Raw genomic sequence first — 20,814 nt, forward strand, 5'->3', positions numbered from 1 at the left:
GTGACCGTCGCCGAGCAGGAGGAATTGACCCGGTTCCTCGCCGGGGTCGAGCTGTTCAGCGCGCTCGCCCCGCCGGAGTTGGCGGCGATCACGGCGGCGGCGACGGTCCGTCAGTTCTCTGCGGGCGATCTGGTGGTCGACGCCTTCACGGCGCCGCCCACCGAGATCTACGTGGTGCTCACCGGTGAAGTCGACCTCTGGCACGACCAAGATCAGGTGACGAAGGCCGGTGACGACCGGTTCGTCGCAGGTGACGTCTTCGGCTTCTCCGCGATGCTCACCGAACGCCCCATCGGGCCCCGGGTGGTGGCCACCACCTCGGCGGGCATCGCGGTTCTGCCGGGCCACCTGGTCGAGCCCGCGTTCTACTCGCGCAGCGGCGCCCGGTTCCTCGCCGACTACATCTCCCGCACCCGGAGGCGTACCACCTCGGCACCGATGTTCAGCACGGTCGAGGACCTCATCGCGACCACACCGCTGGTGGTCGCGCCGGACACGCCGGTCGCCGAGGTCGCACGCCAGCTGACCGACCGGGAGATGCACTGCGCCGTGGTCGAACTCGGTGACGGGACCTACGGCATCGTCACCGACTCCATGCTGGGACGCCGCGTCGTCGGCGACGGCATCGCCGGGGACACCCCCGCGCGCGCGGTGATGATCCACCCGGCCACGACGGTCGAACTCACCGGCTCGTCGGTCGAAGCCCTGATCACCCTGCTCGACACCCGGGCCGAGTACCTGCCGGTGGTCGACCGCACCGACAGGTTGCGCGGCGTACTCGGCGCGCGGGACTTCGTGCTGGCGCCGACCACGGCCGGATTCGGGATGCTCGAACAGATCCGCCGCGCCCGCGACCGAACCGAGCTGATCGAACGGGCCCGGCGCGCACCGGCGGTGCTGAGCGACATCCTCGAGCGCGGGTTGGCCGTCGACCGCGTGATCCGCGTCTGGTCCGCAATCGTCGACGCGATCGTCCGCCGGTCCATCCAGGTGGTCTTCGCCGATCATCCCGGACTCTCCCTCGACCAGTTCACCTGGCTCTTCCTGGGCAGCCACGGCCGGCGCGAGGCGATGCCCGGTTCGGATCTCGACGTCGCCATCGCCTTCGACGACGACGTGTCGCCGGAGGCCATGGCGCTGTACCGGCGCGCGTTCGACGACGTGAACGAACTGCTCGCCGCCGCCGGGCTCGGCGTCGATGTCAACGGCGCCAACGCATCCAACAAGGCCTTCTCCCGGACGAACGGTGAGTGGCGAGCCGCGGCGACGCGCTGGCTCACCGCACCCGGGGAACACTCCCGCGCGGCCATGGCGGTGCACCGCACGGGCCTGGCCGTCATCGCGTCGCTCCTGGTGGACGCCCGACCCATCCACGGCACGCCCGGTCTGCCGGAGGTCGCCCGGGTCTTCGCCGACTTCCGGCAGCACCCGGCCGCCATGGATCTGCTGCTGTCGGAGTCGGTTTCGCACCGCGCCAAGGAACGGGAGCGTACGCTGCGCGACGTGTTCACCGGCAAGGGCGACACGTTCGACGTGAAGACCCACGGTCTGCTACCGGTGGTCAGCATCGCCCGCTGGGCAGCCCTCGGGGTCGGCTCCACGGAGCTGCAGACCGTGAAGCGACTGCGCGATGCGTCCGGATCGGTCATCCTGCCCAGCGCAGAGGCCGGCCGACTGATCGAGGTGTTCGAGGTCCTGCAGCGAATGCGTCTGCGCCACCACCTCAATCGACTCCGCGACGGACAGCCGCCCAGCGACCTGATCGACCGGGACGACCTGTCACCGATCGAACGCAGCATGATCGGTCAGGCCGTGCGAGAGATCAACGGCATCGCGCGTCGGATGGACCGCGCCGCAGTGAGGCCTTCCGCCCTGCGCTCCGCGGCCCTGACCCGGCCGATCCGGCGGAAGGCACCCTGAACCCGATGCGGATCGCCGTCATCGGTGACGTGGGTGGACATGCCACACCACTGCGTCACGAACTCGCCCGTCTCGGCGCGCGTCCCGACGGCTCGCTACCCGACGACCTGATCGTCGTGCAGGTCGGTGACCTGATCCATCGTGGACCCGACTCCGCCGAGGTGGTCGACATCGTCGATCACTACCTGCGCACCCAGCACGGCCAGTGGATCCAGCTGATCGGCAACCACGAGGCGCACTACCTCCAACCGCCGGTCTTCCGGTGGCCGGAAACCCTGCGGCGCAAGCACGTTCGCATCCTGCGACGCTGGTGGAACGACGGGACCGTCGTCGTCGCCGCCGCACTCGAGACCACCCACGAGTCGTTCCTCGTCACGCACGCCGGCATCACCGCCGAGTTCTGGGCGAGCGCCCTCGGCGGTCCGAACAGCGCCGTCGAGGCTGCTCGCCGGATCAACGACCTCGCCAGGGTGGATGCCGACACGGTGTTCCGCGCCGGCACGATGCTGCACGGCACGACCGCCTCGGACGCGGGACCGCTGTGGGCGGACACCAAGACCGAACTGCTGCCCGGGTGGGCGGACCGCCAGATGCCCTTCAGCCAGATCCACGGCCACGACGGCATCACCTCGTGGCGCGGGAATGACGCCACCGTTCCCCCGGCAGGCATCGAAGCCCTCGTGACCGTCGACGCCGATGCCAAGCACGAAACCGTGTACCTGGCCGGTGGCCGCCTAATAGGTGTCGACCCCGATCATCGTGATACGCCCACGATCCCGTGGCGCGCGTTCGAACTCGCGGGGATCGTCACCGCCCGCTGAGCACGTCAGAACCCGTCCCCCGCCCACGTGGCGGTGGTCCCGCGGACGACGAGCTGGGGCAGCAGAACCGAGGACGCCGGCGTCGTGCGACCACCGTCGAGTCGTTCGACGACGGCCTCGACCGCCCGGTTCGCCTGCTCTCGCGGCGCCTGGCTGACCGACGTCAGATCGACGTGACCGAGCTTCGCGAGCGGGCTGTCGTCGTAACCGGTGATGGACATGCGCCCCGGCACGTCGACCCCCGCTCGGCGCACCGCGTCGAGCACTCCGAGGGCGCTGCGGTCGTTCGCGCACACCACGGCGCTGGGCAGGTCGTCAGACGTCAGCAACGTCTTCGCCGCGTCGACCCCGGCGTTCTCGGTGAAGTCGCCGTCGATGCACTCGGCGTGATCCTCCAACCCGTTGCGCCGCATCGCCCGCAGATATCCCTGCCGGCGATCGGCGGCGATCGAGCCGGAGCCGCCCGTGACGTGGACGATGCGCTGGTGGCCGAGTTCCACGAGGTGATCGACCACCAGTCCGATGCCGCGAGCGTCCGCGGCGCGGACGACGTCGAGTGACGCCGACGCCACCCGGCGCCCGACGACGACGGTGGGCAGCCGTGTTCCCATCGCCGTGAGCGTCCCGATCTCGGACTCGGGACCGAGCAGGATGACTGCCTCGCAACGGAAGTCGAGGAGCGTGTCGATCACCCGCGCCTCACCGTGGGTGGAGGTGACCGCGCCGAGTACGACCTCGTAGCCGGCGCGGTCCGCCGCTTCCACGATGTCCTCGACCATCTCGGCGTGGAAGCTGCTGCGGATGTCGGTCATCACGCCGATGAGATGCGAGCGCCGCGCCGTCATCAACGCCGCTGCCCGATTCACGCGGTACCCCAGTGCATCGGCGGCGGCGAGGACCTTCGCCCGCGTCTCCTCGCTCGGGCCCGGGGCCCTCCGGATCACCAGCGAGACCAGAGCCTTGGACACTCCCACCTCGTCGGCGATGTCCTGCATCGTCGGCCGTTCGCGGCGTCGTTCCACTTCGCACTCCTCACGGCGGACGGGGGGCTTGACACACCCCGGTGACCCGCCTCATAGTACTCACTTAGACCGGTCCAATAGACCGGACAAATCACCGGATCTCAGGGAGCCTTCCATGTCAGACTCACTCGGCGTCGCCGTCATCGGCGGCGGCATGGCCGGCCGCGCCCACGCGGCGGGATACCGCGGGTCGTCGACGCTGTTCGGCACCGACCGACCCGCCGTTCGCCTGGTCGCCATCGCCGACACCAGCGAAGCGGTCGCCGACGACACCGCCAAGCGCTACGGCTACGGGCGGGCCGAGTACGACTGGCGCGCGATCGCCGACGCACCCGACGTCGACGCCGTCAGCGTCGTCGTCGCCAACCACCTGCACCGCGAGATCGTCGAAGGCCTTCTCGCCGCGGGCAAGCACGTCCTGTGCGAGAAGCCCCTGGCCGGCTCGCTCGTCGACGCCGAGGCCATGGTGGCCGCGGCGCAGGCATCCGACGCGGTGACCGCGGTCGGCTACACGTACCGCCGCTCCCCCGCGGTCGAGATGATCCGGCGTGAACTCGCAGCCGGCACGCTCGGGGATCTCGTCCACTTCAACGGGCACTACTGGTGCGACTACGCGCTGGACCCCACCTCGCCCATCACCTGGCGCTACCGGGGCGGTCCCGGCACCGGCGCGCTCGCCGACGTCGGCAGCCACCTGCTCGACATGTCCGAATTCGTCTGCGGACCGATCGTCGAGGTCAGCGGTGCGTCCTTCGCCACCATCGTGACCGAACGCCCGGTCCCGGTGGGCGTCACCTACGGCCACACCAAGGGTGCGGTCGGTGACGAGGTGTCGCCGGTCGAGAACGAAGACGTCGCCACCTTCACCGCCCGCTTCGAGAACGGCGCCGTCGGCACGTTCTCGGCATCGCGGGTGGCGCACGACCTGCCCGACGGACTCGGCTTCGAGCTGTTCGCCTCCAAGGGTTCCGCGGCGTGGAACTTGCACCGCGCCGGCGAGTTCCAGCTCTCCGCCGACGACGTCCGCAGCGACATCGGCGGTGCGCGACGGGTGCTGATCGGTCCGGATCACCCGTACATCCGCGGCGGCCTGCCCATGGACGCCGGCGGCGTCGGCCACGGCGTTGCCGATCTCTTCACCTTCCAGGCGCGTGCGTTCCTCGACCAGATCGCGGGGATCGGCGACACGGGCCCACTGCCCGGCTTCGAGGCCGGACTGCGCGGCCTTCGGGTCGTCGCCGCCATCACCGAATCCGCCGCCGGCGGCGGGCTCGCCGTCAAGGTCACCTGATCCACCGAACCCGAAGGGACACCAGCACGATGAAGCTCGGCCTCTACGACGCCATCCTCCACGACCGGCCACTGCCCGACGCCCTCGCGGCCATCGCCGACGTCGGCCTCACCGGCATCGAGATCAACACCGGCGGATTCCTACCCCCGGTGCACGTCCCGACCTTCGACGACATCCTGGTCAGTGACGCCGCACGCGACGACTACCTCGGCGTCTTCGAGGGCACGGGAGTGTCCATCGCCGGGCTGAACTGCAACGGCAATCCCCTGCACCCGAACCCGGACATCGGTCCGAAGCACGCCGAGGACGTCCGCCGATCGATCCGTCTCGCCGAGCGACTCGGCCAGCATCGCGTCGTCACCATGTCCGGCCTGCCCGGTGGCGAACCCTCGGCGACACGCACCAACTGGATCGTCAACGCCTGGAACTCGGCCGCACTCGACGTCCTCGACCACCAGTGGGCGATCGTCGCCGACTTCTGGCGCGAGATCGACGCGCTGGCCCGTGACAGCGACGTGAAGGTCGCCCTCGAGCTGCATCCGCAGAACGTCGTGTTCAACAGTGCGACCATGCACCAGCTCGTCGAACTCGCCGGCACCACCAACGTCGGCGTGGAACTCGACGCGTCACACCTGTTCTGGCAGCAGATGGATCCCGTGGCCGTCGTCCGCCACCTCGGGGACCTCGTGGTCCACGCAGCAGCCAAGGACGTCCGCGTGAACCCTGAGTACGCAGCGCTGAACGGCGTGCTGGACAACGGCTTCCGTCGACTGTCGCCGGAGGAGCCCCGCACCAATCTCGGTGACGACGAGTGGGCCAACGAGTGGCCGAAGGAGTCCGCGTGGGACTTCGTCGCACTCGGCAAGGGCCACGACACCGCCTACTGGACCGAGTTCCTGCGCGCCCTGCAGGAGGTCGACCCGGACATGCTGGTCAACATCGAGCACGAGGACACCGAACTCGGCCGCATCGAGGGCATCGCGGTGGCGGCCGACGTGCTCAAGGCCGCCGACGCCGCGCTGGTCTAGGACTTGCGGCCCAGCTCGTGCGTCAGCGCCTCGAGTTCGTCGCCGCCGGCCATCTCCTGGGTGAGGTGGTCGAGCGTGATGTCCTCGTAGGCGCAGTCGAGCTTCTGCCGCCCGCGGTTGAGCAGCACGAAGTGGTCGCCCACCATGTGCGCGTGGTGCGGGTTGTGGGTGATGAACACGACGCCGAAGCCCGCCTCCTTGGCGGCGGTGATGTACTTCAGCACCACGCCGGACTGCTTCACGCCCAACGCCGCGGTGGGCTCGTCGAGGATCAGCACCCGGGCACCGAAGAACACCGCGCGGGCGATCGCCACGCACTGGCGCTGACCGCCCGACAGCGACCCGATCGGCGCGTCGACGTCGGGCAGTTCGATGCCCATCTTCGACAGCTCCGCCAAGGTGGTGGCGCGCATGGCGTTGGCGTCCAACGAGAACGGGAAGGACTTCTTGCGCACTTCCTGGCCCAGGAAGAAGTTGCGCCACACCGGCATCAGCGGGACGACGGCCAGGTTCTGGTAGACCGTGGCGATGCCCTTGGCCAGTGCGTCGGCGGGTGACCCGAACTTCATCGGTTCCCCGTCGACGAGCAGTTCGCCGTCGCTCTGCTGGTGCAGACCCGAGATGATCTTGATGAGAGTGGACTTGCCAGCACCGTTGTCGCCGAGGATGCCGGTGACCTCGCCGGCATGCACTCGCAGGCAGATGTCCTTCAGCGCGGTGATGTTCCCGTAGGTCTTGCCCACGTTCTTCAGCTCGACCAGCGGCACCTTGCCGCCGGAGGGCGCCTCGTTGGCGGAGGCCTCGACTGTCGCGGTCATGTCCGTCACCTCTTCGATGCGTAGTTGCGGAAGGCGTTGTTGGCGATGACCGCGAACAGCAGCATCGCGCCCAGGAAGAACTTGAACCAGTCCGGATCCCAACCGGCGTAGACGATGCCCTGGTTCGTCATGCCGAAGATGAACGCGCCGATGGCGGCGCCGATCGCCGTGCCGTAGCCGCCGGTCAGCAGGCATCCGCCGATCACCGCGGCGATGATGTAGAAGAACTCGTTGCCGATGCCCTGTCCCGACTGCACGGTGTTGAAGGCGAACAGCAGGTGCATGCCGACGAACCAGGCGCAGAACCCGACGAACATGAACAGGCCGATCTTCACCTTGGTGACCGGCACGCCGACGGCGCGGGCACTGTCGGAGTCGCCGCCCACCGCGAATATCCAGTTGCCGATCTTGGTCTTGAACAACACCCACGTCGCGACCGCCGTGAAGACCAGCCACCACACGACGGTGACGCGGATGCCGACGCCGAACACGGTGAACGACGATGCGAACACCGCTCGCGCCGACTCGAATCCCTGCATGTCGCTGACGCTCTGGGTCGCGACCTGGCCGGCGACCAGCTTGGTGACGGCGAGGTTGATGCCGGCGAGCATGAAGAACGAACTCAGCGTGATCAGGAAGCTCGGGATCTTGGTCTTCATCACCAGGTAGCCATTGAGGAAGCCCACTGCGAGCGCCAGGACCAGCGCCAGCGCCGCACCCGCCCACAGATTCAGGTGCAGGTTGTAGGCGAGCATCGATGCGGCCAGCGAACTGAACGTCACCGCCACGCCTGCCGACAGATCGAACTCGCCACCGATCATCAGCACCGCCACGCCGCACGCCATGATGCCGATGGTGGAACTCGCGTACAGCACGGTGGCCAGGGAGGCCGCCTCCCGGAACGGCGCCGCGACGACGAGGAAGAAGACGAAGATGCCGATGGCACCGATCCCGGCGCCCATCTCGGGCCGAATCAGTAGGCGCTGAGCCCGATTGCGCTCCTTGACGCGCTCGTCGCGGACGACCTTCTGGTCGGTGATGGTGAGGTCTGCCTGCGTACTCATGTCAGTTCTTCCCGTTCCTAGCGAGTTCCGGCCTTGGCCAGCTCTGCGACGGCGTCGATGTTGCCCTGGTCGATGAACGACGGTCCGGTCAGCGTGGGTTCGCCACCGCCGATGAGGTTCTTGTTGTTGACGAACAGCCACAGCGCGTCGATGGCGAGGTAGCCCTGCAGGTACGGCTGCTGGTCGACCGCCCACTGCACCTGACCGCCCTTGATGGCGTCGACGAGCGCGGCGTTGGTGTCGAACGTGACGATCTTCGCCTGGCTGCCTGCGTTGCCGACCGACTGGACGGCGGTCAGCGCGATCGGCGCGCCGAGGGCGACGATGTGGTCGACGGACGGATCCTGCTGCAGCTTGGCGGTGATGGTCGCCTCGACCGACGGCATGTCCTTGCTGTTGACGTTCAGGATCTCGCTCTCACCCTTGAACCCCTGCCGCACTCCCGCGCAACGGGATTCGAGTGCGACCTGGCCCTGCTCCTGGATGACGCAGACGACCTTCTTCGCGCCGTCGGCGTTGAGCTTCTCGCCTGCCGCGATGCCCGCCAGCTTCTCGTCCTGGCCGAAGTACTCCTGGACGCCCATCGACTTGAAGTTGTCGAAGCCGGAGTTGAATGCGACGACGGGGATGCCCTTGGCCTCGGCGGCCTTGACGGCAGGCGCCATGGCGTCCGGCTTGGCGAGGGTGACGGCGATGCCGTCGACGCCGCTGTCGATCGCGCTCTGGACGAGGTTCGCCTGATTCGGCGCCTCGGGGTCGTTCGAGTAGCGCAGCTCGATGTTGTCCTTCTTCGCCGCGGCTTCGGCGCCCTTGCGGATCAGGTCCCAGAACGAGTCACCGGGGACCTCGTGGGTGATCATGGCGACGACCATGCGAGGCGTATCGACGGTGCCTCCGCCCGACCCCTCACCCGACCCCGCGGGCTTGCCGCCGGTCGACGAACACGACACCAACCCCAGCGCCAACACGCCCGCTCCGGCGATGGCCGCCAGCCGAATGAACTTCATCGTCTCTCCCGTCTGCGGTGCCGTGTGTCACGGCCCTGCAGACGATGTAATACGGGTCACAGCGGAAAGTCAACACTTTGTTCGGACAATAGGACTGCACGTCATTTGCTGACGGGCGCCGATGCTACGCCGCCCGATCACCCATGAACCGGGATGACCTGCGACGCCTCAGCGGTCGACGAGCGTCGTCTCGAAGAAGTACCGCGAGGCGCGGTAGCAGTGATCGCCGTACTCGACCGCCTTGCCGGAGTCGTCGAACGCGGTGCGGCTCATCGACAGCAGTGGCGCACCGACCTTCTCGGTCAGCAGCTTCGCCTCGGTACGGCTCGCGGGGCGAGCGCCGATGCGCTGCCTGGCGAGCCGGATGTGCACGCCGCGGGCCCGCAGCGCCTGGTACAGCCCGCTGCGTTCGAGTTCCCCCGCGTCCGGCGCGAGGTCGACGGGCAGGTAGTTGACCATCACCGCGAGCGGTTCGCCGTTTGCACAACGCAGCCGCTGGATGGTGACGACCTCGTGGCCGGCGGGCAGGCTGAGCTGGGTCGCCACCTCGTCGTCGGCCGTGCCCACCCGATAGTCGAGCAGTTCCGTCGTCGGCTCCTGGCCGCCGCGGGTGAGGTCGTCGAACAGGCTGGTCAACTCGACACGGCGGTGCACGGGGTTCTGCACCACCTGCGTGCCCACCCCGCGCTTGCGGACCAGCAGACCCTTGTCGACGATCTCCTGGATCGCGCGCCGGGTCGTGGGACGTGACAGCGTGAGGCGCTTGGCCAGGTCGAGTTCGTTCTCGAAGCGGTCCCCCGGCGCCAGGTGGCCATCTCGGATGGCCGACTCGATGGCTTGCGCCAGCTGGTAATACAGCGGGACGGGACTCGACCGGTCGAGTTCGACATCAAGCGGCACGTCGGCTCCGATCTCGGGTGACCAGACAAAGTGGCCCCTAGGGTAACACCGCCATGACAACAAGTCCGATTGTCAGGACAAAGTCTTGACAGAACTTAGTGATGGAGGGCACAGTCGTGGGCGAGCCCAACACATCACGTTCAGGGGAGCCGACTTGTCCACCTCATCACCGTTCGACGTCCTCGCCATCGGGCGCAGCGGCGTCGACGTCTACCCGCTGCAGGTCGGCGTCGGCCTCGAACACGTCGAGTCGTTCGGCAAGTTCCTCGGCGGCAGCGCGGCCAACGTCGCGGTGGCCGCGGCACGGCTGGGCAACACCACCGGGCTGATCTCCGGCGTCGGCGACGACCCGTTCGGACGGTTCGTTCGCGCCGAACTCGCGCGCCTCGGCGTCGACAACCGCTACGTCGCGACCCACGACGCCTACCCGACGCCGGTGACGTTCTGCGAGATCTTCCCGCCCGACGACTTCCCGCTGTACTTCTACCGCAAGCCCAGCGCCCCCGACCTGCAGATCACGGCCGACGAACTCGACCGCGACGCGATCACGTCGGCCCGGCTGTACTGGTCGACGGTGACCGGACTGTCCGAAGAGCCCAGCCGTAGTGCGCACTTCGCGGCATGGGAGGCCAGAGGGCGTGCCCCCCTGACGGTCCTCGACCTCGACTACCGCCCGATGTTCTGGGAGTCACCCGCCGCGGCGACCGAGCAGGTCCAGCGGGCGCTTCAGCACGTGACCGTTGCCGTCGGCAATCGCGAGGAGTGCGAGATCGCCGTCGGCGAGAGCAACCCGCGCAAGGCCGCTGACGCGCTGCTCGACCTCGGCGTCGAACTGGCGATCGTCAAGCAGGGCCCCCGTGGCGTGCTGGGCAAGACCAAGCACAGCTCGGTGACCGTGCCGCCCAACGAGGTCGACGTCGTCAACGGCCTCGGCGCCGGGGACAGCTTCGGCGGCAGCCTGATTCATGGCCTGCTCCGCGGCTGGCCGATGGAGAAGACGCTGCGCTACGCCAATGCCGCAGGCGCCATCGTCGCCTCCCGGCTCGAGTGCTCGACCGCGATGCCGACCGCTGCCGAGGTCGCCGAACTCGCCGAGCGGACCGCCGAGGAGGCCGTCAATGTCTAACGCGCTGTGCACCGACTACGCCGCTCTCACGGACCTGCGCGCCGCCGACCCCGGTGCGGTGGCCCGCGCCTGGGAGTCGCGCACCACCCGTCCGACCATCCGTGGCGACGGCCGGCTGATGATCGTGGCCGCCGACCACCCCGCTCGCGGCGCACTGGCCGTCGGGAACCGCCCGACCGCGATGAACAGCCGCACCGACCTGCTCGACCGACTGCGCGCCGCGCTGGCCGATCCGGGCGTCGACGGCGTGCTCGCCACCTCCGACATCCTCGACGACCTGCTGCTGCTCGGCGCGCTCGAGGACAAGGTCGTCTTCTCCTCGTTCAACCGCGGCGGACTGGCCGGCTCGTCGTTCGAGTTCGACGACCAGATGACCGCAGCCACCGCGGAGTCGACCGCCACGGCGAAGATGAACGGCGGGAAGATGCTGTGCCGCATCGCCCTCGACGATCCGGGCACCGTCGCCACCATGGCGGCGTGCGCCAAGGCCGTCGACGAACTCGCCGCCCGTGGCCTCATCGCGATGCTCGAACCCTTCATGTCGAGCCGCGTCGACGGCAAGGTCCGCAACGACCTCAGCCCCGACGCGGTGATCAAGTCGGTGCACATCGGTCAGGGTCTTGGCGCGACGTCGGCGTACACGTGGATGAAGCTGCCGGTCGTCCCGGAGATGGACAGGGTCATGGACTCGACGACCCTCCCGACACTTCTGCTCGGCGGCGACCCCGTCAACCCCGACGAGGCCTTCGCCTCGTGGGAGAAGGCGCTGAGCCTGCCGTCGGTCCGCGGACTGATCGTCGGGCGCACCCTGCTCTATCCATCCGACGACGACGTGAGTTCCGCCGTCGCCACCGCCGTCTCGCTGGTGCGCTGACATGCACAGCAAGCTGTACGTCCCGGCCGGCAGTGCGGCCGCGCCCTTCACCGTCGACGTCACCCCGGAGACGGCCGGCTGGACCGAATCATCGCTTCACGTGGTCGAATTGGGCGACGGCCGATCCGTCGAACTCGGCACGGGCGACACCGAGGTGATGATCCTCCCCCTCGCCGGTGGCGGATCCGTCTCGTGTGGCGGCGAGACCTTCGAGTTGGCGCCGCGCGCATCGGTGTTCGACGGTCCGAGCGACATGGTCTACCTAGGCATCTCGCAGACATACGTACTGTCCGGCTCGGGGCGATTCGCGATCTGCGGGGCCAAGGCGAAGAACGCCTTCCCCAACCGCCGCGTGGCGGCCGCCGACGTGTCGGTCGAGCTGCGCGGCGCGGGCAACTGCAGCCGTCAGGTGCACAACTTCGGCACGGCAGGCGTCTTCGAGGCCGACTCGCTGATCGCGTGCGAGGTGATCACGCCCGGCGGCAACTGGTCGAGCTACCCCGCGCACAAGCACGACGAGAACACCCCGACACAATCGGAACTCGAGGAGATCTACTACTTCGAGATCGCAGGTGGACCGGACGGTTCCAGGGGCTTTGGCTACCACCGCGTGTACGGCACACCCGACCGTCCGATCGAGGTGCTCGAGGAGGTCCGCACCGGCGACGTCGTCCTGGTGCCGCACGGTTATCACGGCCCGTCGGTCGCCGCCCCCGGTTACCACATGTACTACCTGAACGTGATGGCCGGACCGGGCGCCGAACGCGCCTGGAAGATCGTCGACGACCCCGAACACGCATGGCTCCGCGGCACCTGGGACGACCAGGCCGTGGATCCTCGACTGCCCCTGCACGCCCCCAGAACAGGAGCCTGATCCATGGTTTCCACCGCACCCAAGCGGGCCGAGAAGATCGCCGACGGCGAGTCGACCGTCCGACTCACCGTGGCGCAGGCCACCGTTCGGTTCCTCGGCAACCAGTACGTCGAGCACGACGGCGTGCGCACCAAGTTCTTCGCCGGCGCGTTCGGCATCTTCGGCCACGGCAACGTCGCGGGCATCGGCCAGGCGCTCCTGCAGGACGAGATCACGGCGGCCGAGAACGGCACCGAGCCGCACCTGCGCTACGTCCTCGGCCGCAACGAGCAGGCCATGGTGCACAGCGCCGTCGCCTACGCGCGGCAGAAGGACCGGCTGCAGACCTGGGCCGTCACCGCCAGCGTCGGACCCGGTGCCACCAACATGCTCACCGGCGCGGCCCTGGCCACGATCAACCGGCTGCCGGTCCTGCTGCTGCCGGCCGACACGTTCGCCACCCGCGCGAGTTCGCCCGTACTGCAGGAACTCGAGCTGCCGTCCTCCGGCGACGTCACCGTCAACGACGCCTTCAAGCCGCTGTCGCGCTACTTCGACCGGGTGTGGCGGCCCGAGCAGCTACCCGGCGCCCTGCTGGGCGCGATGCGGGTGCTCACCGACCCGGTCGAGACCGGCGCGGCCACCGTCGCCATTCCCCAGGACGTACAGGCCGAGGCCCACGACTGGCCGGAATCGCTGTTCGCTCCGCGCACCTGGCACGTCGCACGCCCGCTGCCGGAACGCTCGGTGATCGCCCGGGCGGCCGAGGTCATCCGGTCGGCCCGCAAGCCGCTCATCGTCGCCGGCGGTGGCGTCATCTACTCCGACGCCACCGAGGCTCTCGCCGCGTTCTGCGAGAAGACCGGCATCCCCGTCGGTCAGAGCCAGGCGGGCAAGGGATCAATCCCCTACGACCACCCGCAGTCCGTCGGCGCCATCGGTTCCACCGGCACCACCGCTGCCAACGCGCTGGCCACCGAGGCCGACGTCGTCATCGGGATCGGTACCCGCTACAGCGACTTCACCAGCGCCTCGCGGACGGCCTTCAACGATCCGGACGTACGCTTCGTCAACGTCAACGTCGCGTCGATCGACTCGGTCAAGCAGGGCGGCGTCAGCGTCGTCTCCGATGCGCGGGAGGCGATCGAGGCATTGGGCGAGGCGCTCGGCGACTACTCCGTCAGCGACGAGTACCGCACCCGCACGGCCGATCTCGCGACGGAGTGGGAGGACACCGTCTCCGCGGTCTACCGGGTCGACGACGGCGCGGCGCTGAACCAGAACCAGGTGATCGGCCTGGCCAACTCGCTGTCCGATCCGCGCGACGTCGTGGTGTGTGCCGCCGGTTCCATGCCCGGCGACCTGCACAAGCTGTGGCGCACCCGCGACCGCAAGGGCTACCACGTCGAATACGGCTACTCCTGCATGGGTTACGAGATCGCCGGCGGCATCGGCGCCAAGATGGCCGAGCCGGACCGCGACGTGTTCGTCATGGTCGGCGACGGCTCGTACCTGATGATGGCGACCGAACTCGTCACCGCCGTGCAGGAGAACGTCAAGGTCATCGTGGTGCTCGTGCAGAACCACGGCTTCGCGTCCATCGGCGGGCTCTCCGAGGCGCTGGGCTCGCAGCGGTTCGGCACCGCCTACCGATACCGGTCGGACGACGGTCGGCTCGACGGCGACAAGCTCCCGGTGGACCTGGCCGCGAACGCCGCCAGCCTGGGGGCCGACGTCATCCGCGTCGTCACCGCCGCCGAGTTCACCGATGCGGTCAAGGTCGCGAAGGCCAGCGACAGCACGACCGTGATCCACGTCGAGACCGACCCGATGATCTTCGCGCCAGACAGCGAGTCATGGTGGGACGTACCGGTATCCGAGACGTCCACGCTGGAGTCCACCCGAACCGCCTACGAAACCTATGCCGACTGGAAGAAGATCCAGCGGCCCTTCGTCCGTCCCACCGAATCCTGAGAGGTACGAGAACCATGAGCAACGGCTCGAGCAAGATCCTGGTGGGGTCAGCCCCCGACTCGTGGGGCGTCTGGTTTCCCGACGACCCGAACCAGACCCCCTACACCCGGTTCCTCGACGAGGTCGCCGCGTCCGGCTATCAGTGGATCGAGCTGGGACCGTTCGGCTACCTGCCAACCGATCCCGACACGCTGTCCGACGAACTGGCCTCTCGCAACCTGAAGCTCTCGGCGGGAACGGTGTTCGAGCACCTGCACCAGGATGACTCCTGGGACGCGGTGTGGGCGCAGATCGAGGACGTCGCGAAGTTGACCGCCGCGGTCGGCGGCAAGCACGTCGTCGTCATCCCCGAGATGTGGCGCGATCCCGCCACCGGTGCCGTGCTCGAGGACCGCACGCTGACCCCCGAGCAGTGGCGCAAGAAGACCCAGGGCATGAACGAACTGGGTAGGGCCATGTTCGAGAAGTACGGCGTCCGTGCGCAGTACCACCCGCACGCCGACAGCCACGTCGACACCGAGGAGAACGTCTACCGCTTCCTCGACGGCACGGACGGCGAGTTCGTCAACCTGTGCCTGGACACCGGCCACATCAGCTACTGCGGCGGTGACAACATCGCGATCATCGAGCGCGCACCCGAGCGCATCGGCTACCTGCACCTCAAGCAGGTCGACCCCGTGGTGCGCGCCAAGGTCGAGGCCGAGGACCTGCCGTTCGGCGAGGCCGTCAAGCTCGGCGCCATGACCGAACCCCCGCTGGGCATCCCGGACATGCCGCCGCTGCTCGAGGCCATCGAGAGGCTCGGCATCGACGTCTTCGCCATCGTCGAGCAGGACATGTACCCCTGCGCCGTCGACGCACCCCTGCCCATCGCCCAGCGCACCCGGAAGTACCTCGGATCCTGCGGCGTCCCGTCCGTCCGCTTCAACTAGTAAGGACCAGAACAGATGTCTGACCTACGCGTGGCCGTCCTGGGCGTCGGCGTCATGGGCGCCGACCACGTCGTTCGGTTGAGTTCGAGGATCTCCGGTGCCCGTGTGACGGTGGTGAACGACTACGTCGCCGACAAGGCCGAGCAACTCGCGGCGACCATCCCGGGGTGCCGTGCCATCGCCGATCCCCTCGACGCCATCGCCGACCCGGACGTCGACGCCGTCGTGCTCGCCACGCCGGGGCCCACCCACGAAAAGCAGCTGCTGGCCTGCCTCGAGCACACGAAGCCCGTGATGTGCGAGAAGCCGTTGACCACCGACGTGTCCACCGCCCTCGACGTCGTCAAGCGCGAAGCCGAACTCTCGACCAGGTTGATCCAAGTCGGCTTCATGCGCCGCTTCGATCACGAGTACGCGGCGCTGAAGGCGCTGCTCGACGGCGACGAACTCGGCCTCCCGCTGGTGCTGCACTGCGCCCATCGCAACCCGGCCGTACCGCCTTCGTTCGACAGCGCGATGATCGTGCGGGATTCGCTGGTGCACGAGGTGGACGTCACGCGCTTCCTGTTCGGCGAGGAGATCGCCTCGATTCAGATCATCAAGCCGCAGCCGAATCCGGCTGCGCCCCGGGGGCTGGCCGACCCGCAGATCGCGATCATGCGCACCACGTCGGGCAAGCACGTCGACGTGGAGCTGTTCGTCACCACCGGAATCGCCTACGAGGTGCGTACCGAGGTGGTCGCCGAGCGGGGCAGCGCGATGATCGGCATGGATGTCGGGCTGGTCCGCAAGGGCGCAGGAGGGACGTGGGGCGGACAGATCACCCCCGGGTTCCGTGAGCGCTTCGGCCAGGCCTACGACACGGAGTTCCAGCGGTGGGTCGACGCGGTGCACCGCGGACGGAACACCGGGGACTTCACCGACGGACCGAGCGCGTGGGACGGCTATGCCGCGGCTGCCGTGTGCGAGGCCGGCGTGGAGTCGCTGAACAGCGGACAGCCCGTCGACGTTCAGATGGTCGATCGCAGAACGATTCCGGGGGCCTGACGTGAAGATCGCCCTCGACCCGACGCCGTTCCACCACGACTACGAGCTGCTCGAACTCCCGGCGCTGGTGGCCGAATTGGGCTACGAGTACCTCCAGCTCACCCCGCACCGGGACTTCATCCCCTTCTTCAACCACCCCCGCGCGGATGACGACCTGGTGGCCAAGTTCCGCACGGCGTGCGCCGATGCGGGCGTCGGCATCGCGTCGGTGCTTCCCGTGTTGCGGTGGTCCGGTCCCGACGAGGACGCCCGCGAGGCGGCGGTACGCAACTGGAAGCGGGTCGTGCAGATCACCGTCGACCTCGGCGTCGACGTGATCAACACCGAGTTCTCCGGCCGCCCCGAGCGCGCCGAGGAGTCCGAGCGAGCGTTCTTCCGGTCGATGGAGGAACTCGTGCCGATCTTCGAACGCGAGGGCATCGACGTCCGGATCGACCCGCACCCCGACGACTTCGTCGAGGACGGCATGGAGGCGCTGCGGATCATCCGCGGCGTCAACTCGCCGAACATCGGGATGGTGTACGTCGCGTGCCACACGTTCCACATGGGTGGCGCGATGGCCGACATCATGCGGGCCGCCGGTGACAAGCTGCGTCTCGTCCACGTCGCGGACACGATGGACCACCACCGCAGCCACGGGCTCCGTTACATCACGAACCCGCCGGGCAACCCGGTGCGGGTGCACCAGCACCTCAAGATCGGCGACGGCGACGTCGACTGGGACGAGTTCTTCGGCGGCCTGGGCGAACTCGGCTTCTACGACCGTGACGACACCGTCATGGTGTCCTCGGTGTTCGCCGAGGACGAGACCGCCCACGACGTCTCGCGCTACCAGCTCAAGACGATGACCGAGTACGTCGCCAAGCATCGGGGGTAGATCTCCTTCTCCGCGAGCGTGCGTGTCTGCGGGCGACACGCCGGATGAGAACCTGACTATGCGCACGCTCGCGACCTAGGAACCTCATGGCCGAATCCCGACTCGTCGCGACCGCGTGGACGAGTGCCGGCGACACGTCGCCGATGCACGTCCCGCCGGTCAGCCCCGTGCCGATCGCCGAGCGCATCAAGGCGATCGCCGAAGCGGGGTACGTCGGCATGGGTCTGATTCAGGACGACCTCCGGGTCATCCGCGACTCGATCGGCTTCTCCCAACTGCGGAGCCTGATCGACGCCGCGGGGCTGACGCACGCCGAGATCGAACTCATCGAACGCTGGTGGATCCCCCGCGGCGCCGACGGCCACTCGTACGAGGTGCGCGAGTTGCTGTTCGACGCGGCGGACGTCCTGAGACCGGCGTTCATCAAGATCGGATCGGAACTCGGCCCGCCGGCCACACGACCCGATGAACTCATCGAGCAGTTGCGGCGACTGGCCGACGAAGCCGCCACCCACGGCACCAGGATCGCGATCGAAACCATGCCGTTCTCGCGCATCGCCACGGTGCCGATGGGTGCCGACATCGTCACCGCCGCAGACCATCCCGGCGTAGGCCTGCTGGTCGACGCGTGGCACGTCTTTCGCGCGGGCACGTCACTCGACGAGCTGAGCGACGCCCTGACGCCGGGGATGGTGTTCGGCGTCGAACTCGACGATGCCGCCGACGAGGTCGACGGCACCCTATTCGAGGACACGGTGCACAACCGCCTGCTGTGCGGCGAGGGCGAGTTCGATCTGCCAGGTCTGGTGAGTGTGCTGCGCGACAGCGGCTTCGATGGACCCTGGGGCGTCGAGATCCTGTCCGACGATTTCCGTGCACTGCCCGTCGCAGAGGCGCTTCGGGCCGCGGCCGACACCGCTCGGGCGGTGCTGTAGCCGGCAGGGTGCACGTCCCGGCCTTCCCGCGAGCGTGCGCATAGTCAGGTTCTGACTCGGCGTGTCGCCCGCAGACACGCACGCTCGCGGAAGGAGGTGACCTCAGAAGGGGTGGACTCAGAGGATGTAGAGCATCTCCTGGTAGGTGGGGAGCGGCCAGAGGTCGTCGGCGACGAGGTTCTCCAACGTGTCTGCGGCCCAACGGACGTCGTCCATCAGGGCCAGCAGGCTCTGCGCGTGCGCGGCCTCCTCGGCGGCGGTGTCTCCGCCATGGGCGTCCATGCCGGCCTTGAGCGCCGTCAGGGCGGCCGTCAGGTCCGAGATGGGCGCCGACACCGTCTGCAGCATCGTCAGGTCGGGTTCGACTCCCGCCGCCTTCAGCGTCGCGACGTTCTGCGCCAACTCCGTCTGGTACCGGATCGCCGCGGGCAGGATCACGGTCGACCCCATCTCAAGGGTCAGCTTCGCCTCGACGCCGACCGTCAGCGCGTACATCTCGTAGCGGACCTCTTCGCGGCTGTGCAGCTCGCGCGCGTTGAAGACGCCGTACTTCTCGAAGACCTCGATCGCCTCGGGCTTGCCCAGTTCCGGGATGGCGTCCAACGTCATCTTGAGGTTCGGCAACCCGCGCGCCTCGGCCTCGACCGCCCAGTTGTCCGAGTAGCCGTCACCGTTGAAGACGACCGCACCGTGCTCGGTGATGATCTCCGTCAGCAGCTTCTGCACGGCCATGTCGAAGTCCTCGCCCTCGCCGACGGCCTTCTCCAACCACGTCGCCATGTAGTCCAGCGAGTCGGCCATGATCGTGTTGAGGATGATCATCGGCACGTTGATGGTCTGACCCGAGCCCGGCGCGCGGAACTCGAAGCGGTTGCCGGTGAAGGCGAACGGGCTGGTGCGGTTGCGGTCGCCCGGGTCGGTCGGCAACACCGGAAGGGTGTCGACGCCGATGATCATGCTGCCCTTGCCCTTCGAGGACGTGGCCGCTCCCTTGGCGATCTGCTCGAACACGTCGGCGAGCTGGTCGCCGAGGAAGATCGAGATGATCGCGGGCGGTGCCTCGTTGGCGCCGAGGCGGTGATCGTTGGTGGCCGACGCCACCGACACGCGCAGCAGGCCGGAGAACTTGTGCACGGCGCGGATGACCGCGGCGCAGAACACCAGGAACTGGGCGTTCTCGTGGGGCGTGTCACCGGGCACCAGCAGGCTGCCGAACTGGGCGTTGCCCAGCGAGAAGTTGACGTGCTTGCCCGATCCGTTGACGCCGGCGAACGGCTTCTCGTGGAAGAGGCACTCCATGCCGTGCTTCTTGGCGATGTTCTTGAAGGTCGTCATCAGCAGCTGCTGGTGATCGGCGGCGATGTTGGCCTTCTCGAACATGGGCGCGATCTCGAACTGACCCGGCGCGACCTCGTTGTGCCGCGTCTTCGCCGGGATGCCGAGCTTGAACAGCTCGCGCTCGGTGTCCATCATGAAGCCGAGCACCCGGTCGGGGATGGCGCCGAAGTAGTGGTCGTCGAACTCCTGGCCCTTCGGCGGCTTGGCGCCGAACAGCGTTCGGCCCGAGTTGATCAGGTCGGGACGAGCCAGGAAGAAGTGCCGGTCGATCAGGAAGTACTCCTGCTCAGGTCCGCAGAACGACACGATGTGATCGAAGTCCTCGTGGCCGAACAGGCGCAGGATGCGCTCTGCCTGCGCGCCCATCGCCTGCTGGCTGCGCAGCAGCGGCGTCTTGTAGTCCAGGGCCTCACCGGTCATGGACACGAACACCGTCGGGATGCACAGCGTGTTCCCGTTGGGGTTCTCCAGGATGTACGCGGGGCTGGTGACGTCCCAGCCGGTGTAACCGCGTGCCTCGAAGGTGCTGCGCAGACCGCCCGACGGGAAGCTCGACGCGTCGGGCTCACCCTGGATGAGGGTCTTGCCCGCGAACTCCGCCAACGTCTGACCGTCGCCGACGGGCTCGAGGAAGCTGTCGTGCTTCTCCGCGGTGAGGCCGGTCATGGGGTAGAAGACGTGCGCGTAGTGAGTGGCGCCCTTGGACAGCGCCCAGTCCTTCATCACCGAGGCGACGGAGTCGGCGATGGCCGGATCGAGCTTGGCGCCCTTCTCGATCGTCGCGACGACCGACTTGTAGGCCGCCTTCGGCAACCGAAGCCGCATCTCGGCCAGGGTGAAGACGTTGGCGCCCCAGATCTCTCCCGGCGCCTCGGCCGGGTCGAAGCTGATGGCCGGAGGCACGTACGCCTCGACGTTGGTGATCGCCTGCAGACGGACTGCGTTTCCGCTCAAAGTCATTCCTATCCCTCGTCCGTCCGCAACCGT

General features: G+C 68.2%; 18 protein-coding genes. 12 read left to right on the forward strand and 6 right to left on the reverse strand.

The features are described from left to right. Together G6N64_RS24335 and G6N64_RS24340 are read left to right on the forward strand one after the other, a co-directional pair. Entirely contained in the window at positions 1 to 1,920 is a 1,920-nt protein-coding gene (locus G6N64_RS24335) for a putative nucleotidyltransferase substrate binding domain-containing protein (protein WP_163800394.1), read from the forward strand. 5 nt (positions 1,921 to 1,925) lie between these two features. Then, positions 1,926 to 2,741, forward strand: coding sequence for a metallophosphoesterase (locus tag G6N64_RS24340; RefSeq protein ID WP_163800395.1), 816 nt, complete (start codon positions 1,926 to 1,928; stop codon positions 2,739 to 2,741). A gap of 5 nt (positions 2,742 to 2,746) precedes the next feature. On the opposite strand, the gene G6N64_RS24345 is transcribed toward G6N64_RS24340, so the two are convergent. Then, entirely contained in the window at positions 2,747 to 3,736 is a 990-nt protein-coding gene (locus G6N64_RS24345; RefSeq protein WP_163802087.1) for a LacI family DNA-binding transcriptional regulator, read from the reverse strand. A 142-nt stretch (positions 3,737 to 3,878) separates the two neighbouring features. Between G6N64_RS24345 and G6N64_RS24350 the strand changes: the two genes are divergently transcribed. Continuing rightward, complete coding sequence (locus G6N64_RS24350; protein WP_163800396.1) at positions 3,879 to 5,054, forward strand: Gfo/Idh/MocA family protein; 1,176 nt, start codon at positions 3,879 to 3,881, stop codon at positions 5,052 to 5,054. A 29-nt stretch (positions 5,055 to 5,083) separates the two neighbouring features. Then, positions 5,084 to 6,082 carry a sugar phosphate isomerase/epimerase family protein gene (locus G6N64_RS24355; RefSeq protein ID WP_163800397.1) on the forward strand — a complete coding sequence of 333 codons (999 nt, stop codon included), beginning with the start codon at positions 5,084 to 5,086 and terminating at the stop codon, positions 6,080 to 6,082. On the opposite strand, the gene G6N64_RS24360 is transcribed toward G6N64_RS24355, so the two are convergent. The 4 genes from G6N64_RS24360 to G6N64_RS24375 all read right to left on the reverse strand — a co-directional run bounded on the left by G6N64_RS24360 (position 6,079) and on the right by G6N64_RS24375 (position 9,871). Then, positions 6,079 to 6,900, reverse strand: a complete 822-nt coding sequence (locus G6N64_RS24360) for an ATP-binding cassette domain-containing protein (protein ID WP_163800398.1) — start codon at positions 6,898 to 6,900, stop codon at positions 6,079 to 6,081. The genes G6N64_RS24355 and G6N64_RS24360 overlap by 4 nt on opposite strands. A 5-nt stretch (positions 6,901 to 6,905) precedes the next feature. After that, on the reverse strand, positions 6,906 to 7,964 hold the full coding sequence (locus tag G6N64_RS24365; protein ID WP_163800399.1) for an ABC transporter permease: 1,059 nt from the start codon (positions 7,962 to 7,964) through the stop codon (positions 6,906 to 6,908). A 17-nt stretch (positions 7,965 to 7,981) separates the two neighbouring features. Beyond that, a complete protein-coding gene (locus tag G6N64_RS24370; protein ID WP_163800400.1) occupies positions 7,982 to 8,971 on the reverse strand; it encodes a substrate-binding domain-containing protein in 990 nt (329 codons plus the stop codon). 168 nt (positions 8,972 to 9,139) lie between these two features. Beyond that, a complete protein-coding gene (locus G6N64_RS24375) occupies positions 9,140 to 9,871 on the reverse strand; it encodes a GntR family transcriptional regulator (protein WP_163800401.1) in 732 nt (243 codons plus the stop codon). A gap of 154 nt (positions 9,872 to 10,025) precedes the next feature. Here G6N64_RS24375 and iolC point away from each other — a divergent pair, with 154 nt between their 5' ends. The 8 genes from iolC (at position 10,026) to G6N64_RS24415 (ending at position 18,489) form a co-directional block, all read left to right on the forward strand. After that, entirely contained in the window at positions 10,026 to 10,997 is a 972-nt protein-coding gene (iolC, locus tag G6N64_RS24380) for a 5-dehydro-2-deoxygluconokinase (RefSeq protein ID WP_163800402.1), read from the forward strand. Then, entirely contained in the window at positions 10,990 to 11,871 is an 882-nt protein-coding gene (locus G6N64_RS24385) for a Cgl0159 family (beta/alpha)8-fold protein (RefSeq protein ID WP_163800403.1), read from the forward strand. Before iolC ends, G6N64_RS24385 begins: the two co-directional genes overlap by 8 nt. Before the next feature lies 1 nt (position 11,872). Then, the gene (gene iolB, locus G6N64_RS24390; RefSeq protein WP_163800404.1) at positions 11,873 to 12,745 is read left to right on the forward strand and encodes a 5-deoxy-glucuronate isomerase; all 873 of its coding nucleotides are present in this window, start codon (positions 11,873 to 11,875) and stop codon (positions 12,743 to 12,745) included. Between the two features lie 3 nt (positions 12,746 to 12,748). Beyond that, complete coding sequence (gene iolD, locus G6N64_RS24395; protein WP_163800405.1) at positions 12,749 to 14,698, forward strand: 3D-(3,5/4)-trihydroxycyclohexane-1,2-dione acylhydrolase (decyclizing); 1,950 nt, start codon at positions 12,749 to 12,751, stop codon at positions 14,696 to 14,698. 14 nt (positions 14,699 to 14,712) lie between these two features. Then, positions 14,713 to 15,630: a sugar phosphate isomerase/epimerase family protein gene (locus G6N64_RS24400; protein WP_163800406.1), complete on the forward strand. Its 918-nt coding sequence runs from the start codon at positions 14,713 to 14,715 to the stop codon at positions 15,628 to 15,630. Between the two features lie 15 nt (positions 15,631 to 15,645). Further along, positions 15,646 to 16,677, forward strand: coding sequence for a Gfo/Idh/MocA family protein (locus tag G6N64_RS24405; RefSeq protein WP_163800407.1), 1,032 nt, complete (start codon positions 15,646 to 15,648; stop codon positions 16,675 to 16,677). A gap of 1 nt (position 16,678) precedes the next feature. Further along, a complete protein-coding gene (locus G6N64_RS24410; protein WP_163800408.1) occupies positions 16,679 to 17,554 on the forward strand; it encodes a sugar phosphate isomerase/epimerase family protein in 876 nt (291 codons plus the stop codon). An 86-nt stretch (positions 17,555 to 17,640) separates the two neighbouring features. Beyond that, positions 17,641 to 18,489 carry a sugar phosphate isomerase/epimerase family protein gene (locus G6N64_RS24415; RefSeq protein WP_163800409.1) on the forward strand — a complete coding sequence of 283 codons (849 nt, stop codon included), beginning with the start codon at positions 17,641 to 17,643 and terminating at the stop codon, positions 18,487 to 18,489. Between the two features lie 117 nt (positions 18,490 to 18,606). On the opposite strand, the gene G6N64_RS24420 is transcribed toward G6N64_RS24415, so the two are convergent. Further along, positions 18,607 to 20,781: a glutamine synthetase III family protein gene (locus tag G6N64_RS24420; protein WP_163800410.1), complete on the reverse strand. Its 2,175-nt coding sequence runs from the start codon at positions 20,779 to 20,781 to the stop codon at positions 18,607 to 18,609. Positions 20,782 to 20,814 lie beyond the last annotated feature (33 nt).

This window comes from Mycolicibacterium sediminis (assembly GCF_010731735.1).
In the GTDB taxonomy this organism is placed as follows: domain Bacteria; phylum Actinomycetota; class Actinomycetes; order Mycobacteriales; family Mycobacteriaceae; genus Mycobacterium; species Mycobacterium sediminis.

Bases quoted from the DNA above. Each gene is read 5' to 3' on its own strand.
- G6N64_RS24415 (WP_163800409.1), top strand. From the start codon at position 17,641: ATGGCCGAATCCCGACTCGTCGCGACCGCGTGGACGAGTGCCGGCGAC.
- G6N64_RS24355 (WP_163800397.1), top strand. From the start codon at position 5,084: ATGAAGCTCGGCCTCTACGACGCCATCCTCCACGACCGGCCACTGCCC.
- iolD (WP_163800405.1), top strand. From the start codon at position 12,749: ATGGTTTCCACCGCACCCAAGCGGGCCGAGAAGATCGCCGACGGCGAG.
- G6N64_RS24350 (WP_163800396.1), top strand. From the start codon at position 3,879: ATGTCAGACTCACTCGGCGTCGCCGTCATCGGCGGCGGCATGGCCGGC.
- G6N64_RS24370 (WP_163800400.1), bottom strand. From the start codon at position 8,971: ATGAAGTTCATTCGGCTGGCGGCCATCGCCGGAGCGGGCGTGTTGGCG.
- G6N64_RS24365 (WP_163800399.1), bottom strand. From the start codon at position 7,964: ATGAGTACGCAGGCAGACCTCACCATCACCGACCAGAAGGTCGTCCGC.
- G6N64_RS24405 (WP_163800407.1), top strand. From the start codon at position 15,646: ATGTCTGACCTACGCGTGGCCGTCCTGGGCGTCGGCGTCATGGGCGCC.
- G6N64_RS24400 (WP_163800406.1), top strand. From the start codon at position 14,713: ATGAGCAACGGCTCGAGCAAGATCCTGGTGGGGTCAGCCCCCGACTCG.
- G6N64_RS24340 (WP_163800395.1), top strand. From the start codon at position 1,926: ATGCGGATCGCCGTCATCGGTGACGTGGGTGGACATGCCACACCACTG.
- iolB (WP_163800404.1), top strand. From the start codon at position 11,873: ATGCACAGCAAGCTGTACGTCCCGGCCGGCAGTGCGGCCGCGCCCTTC.
- G6N64_RS24385 (WP_163800403.1), top strand. From the start codon at position 10,990: ATGTCTAACGCGCTGTGCACCGACTACGCCGCTCTCACGGACCTGCGC.
- G6N64_RS24345 (WP_163802087.1), bottom strand. From the start codon at position 3,736: ATGCAGGACATCGCCGACGAGGTGGGAGTGTCCAAGGCTCTGGTCTCG.
- G6N64_RS24360 (WP_163800398.1), bottom strand. From the start codon at position 6,900: ATGACCGCGACAGTCGAGGCCTCCGCCAACGAGGCGCCCTCCGGCGGC.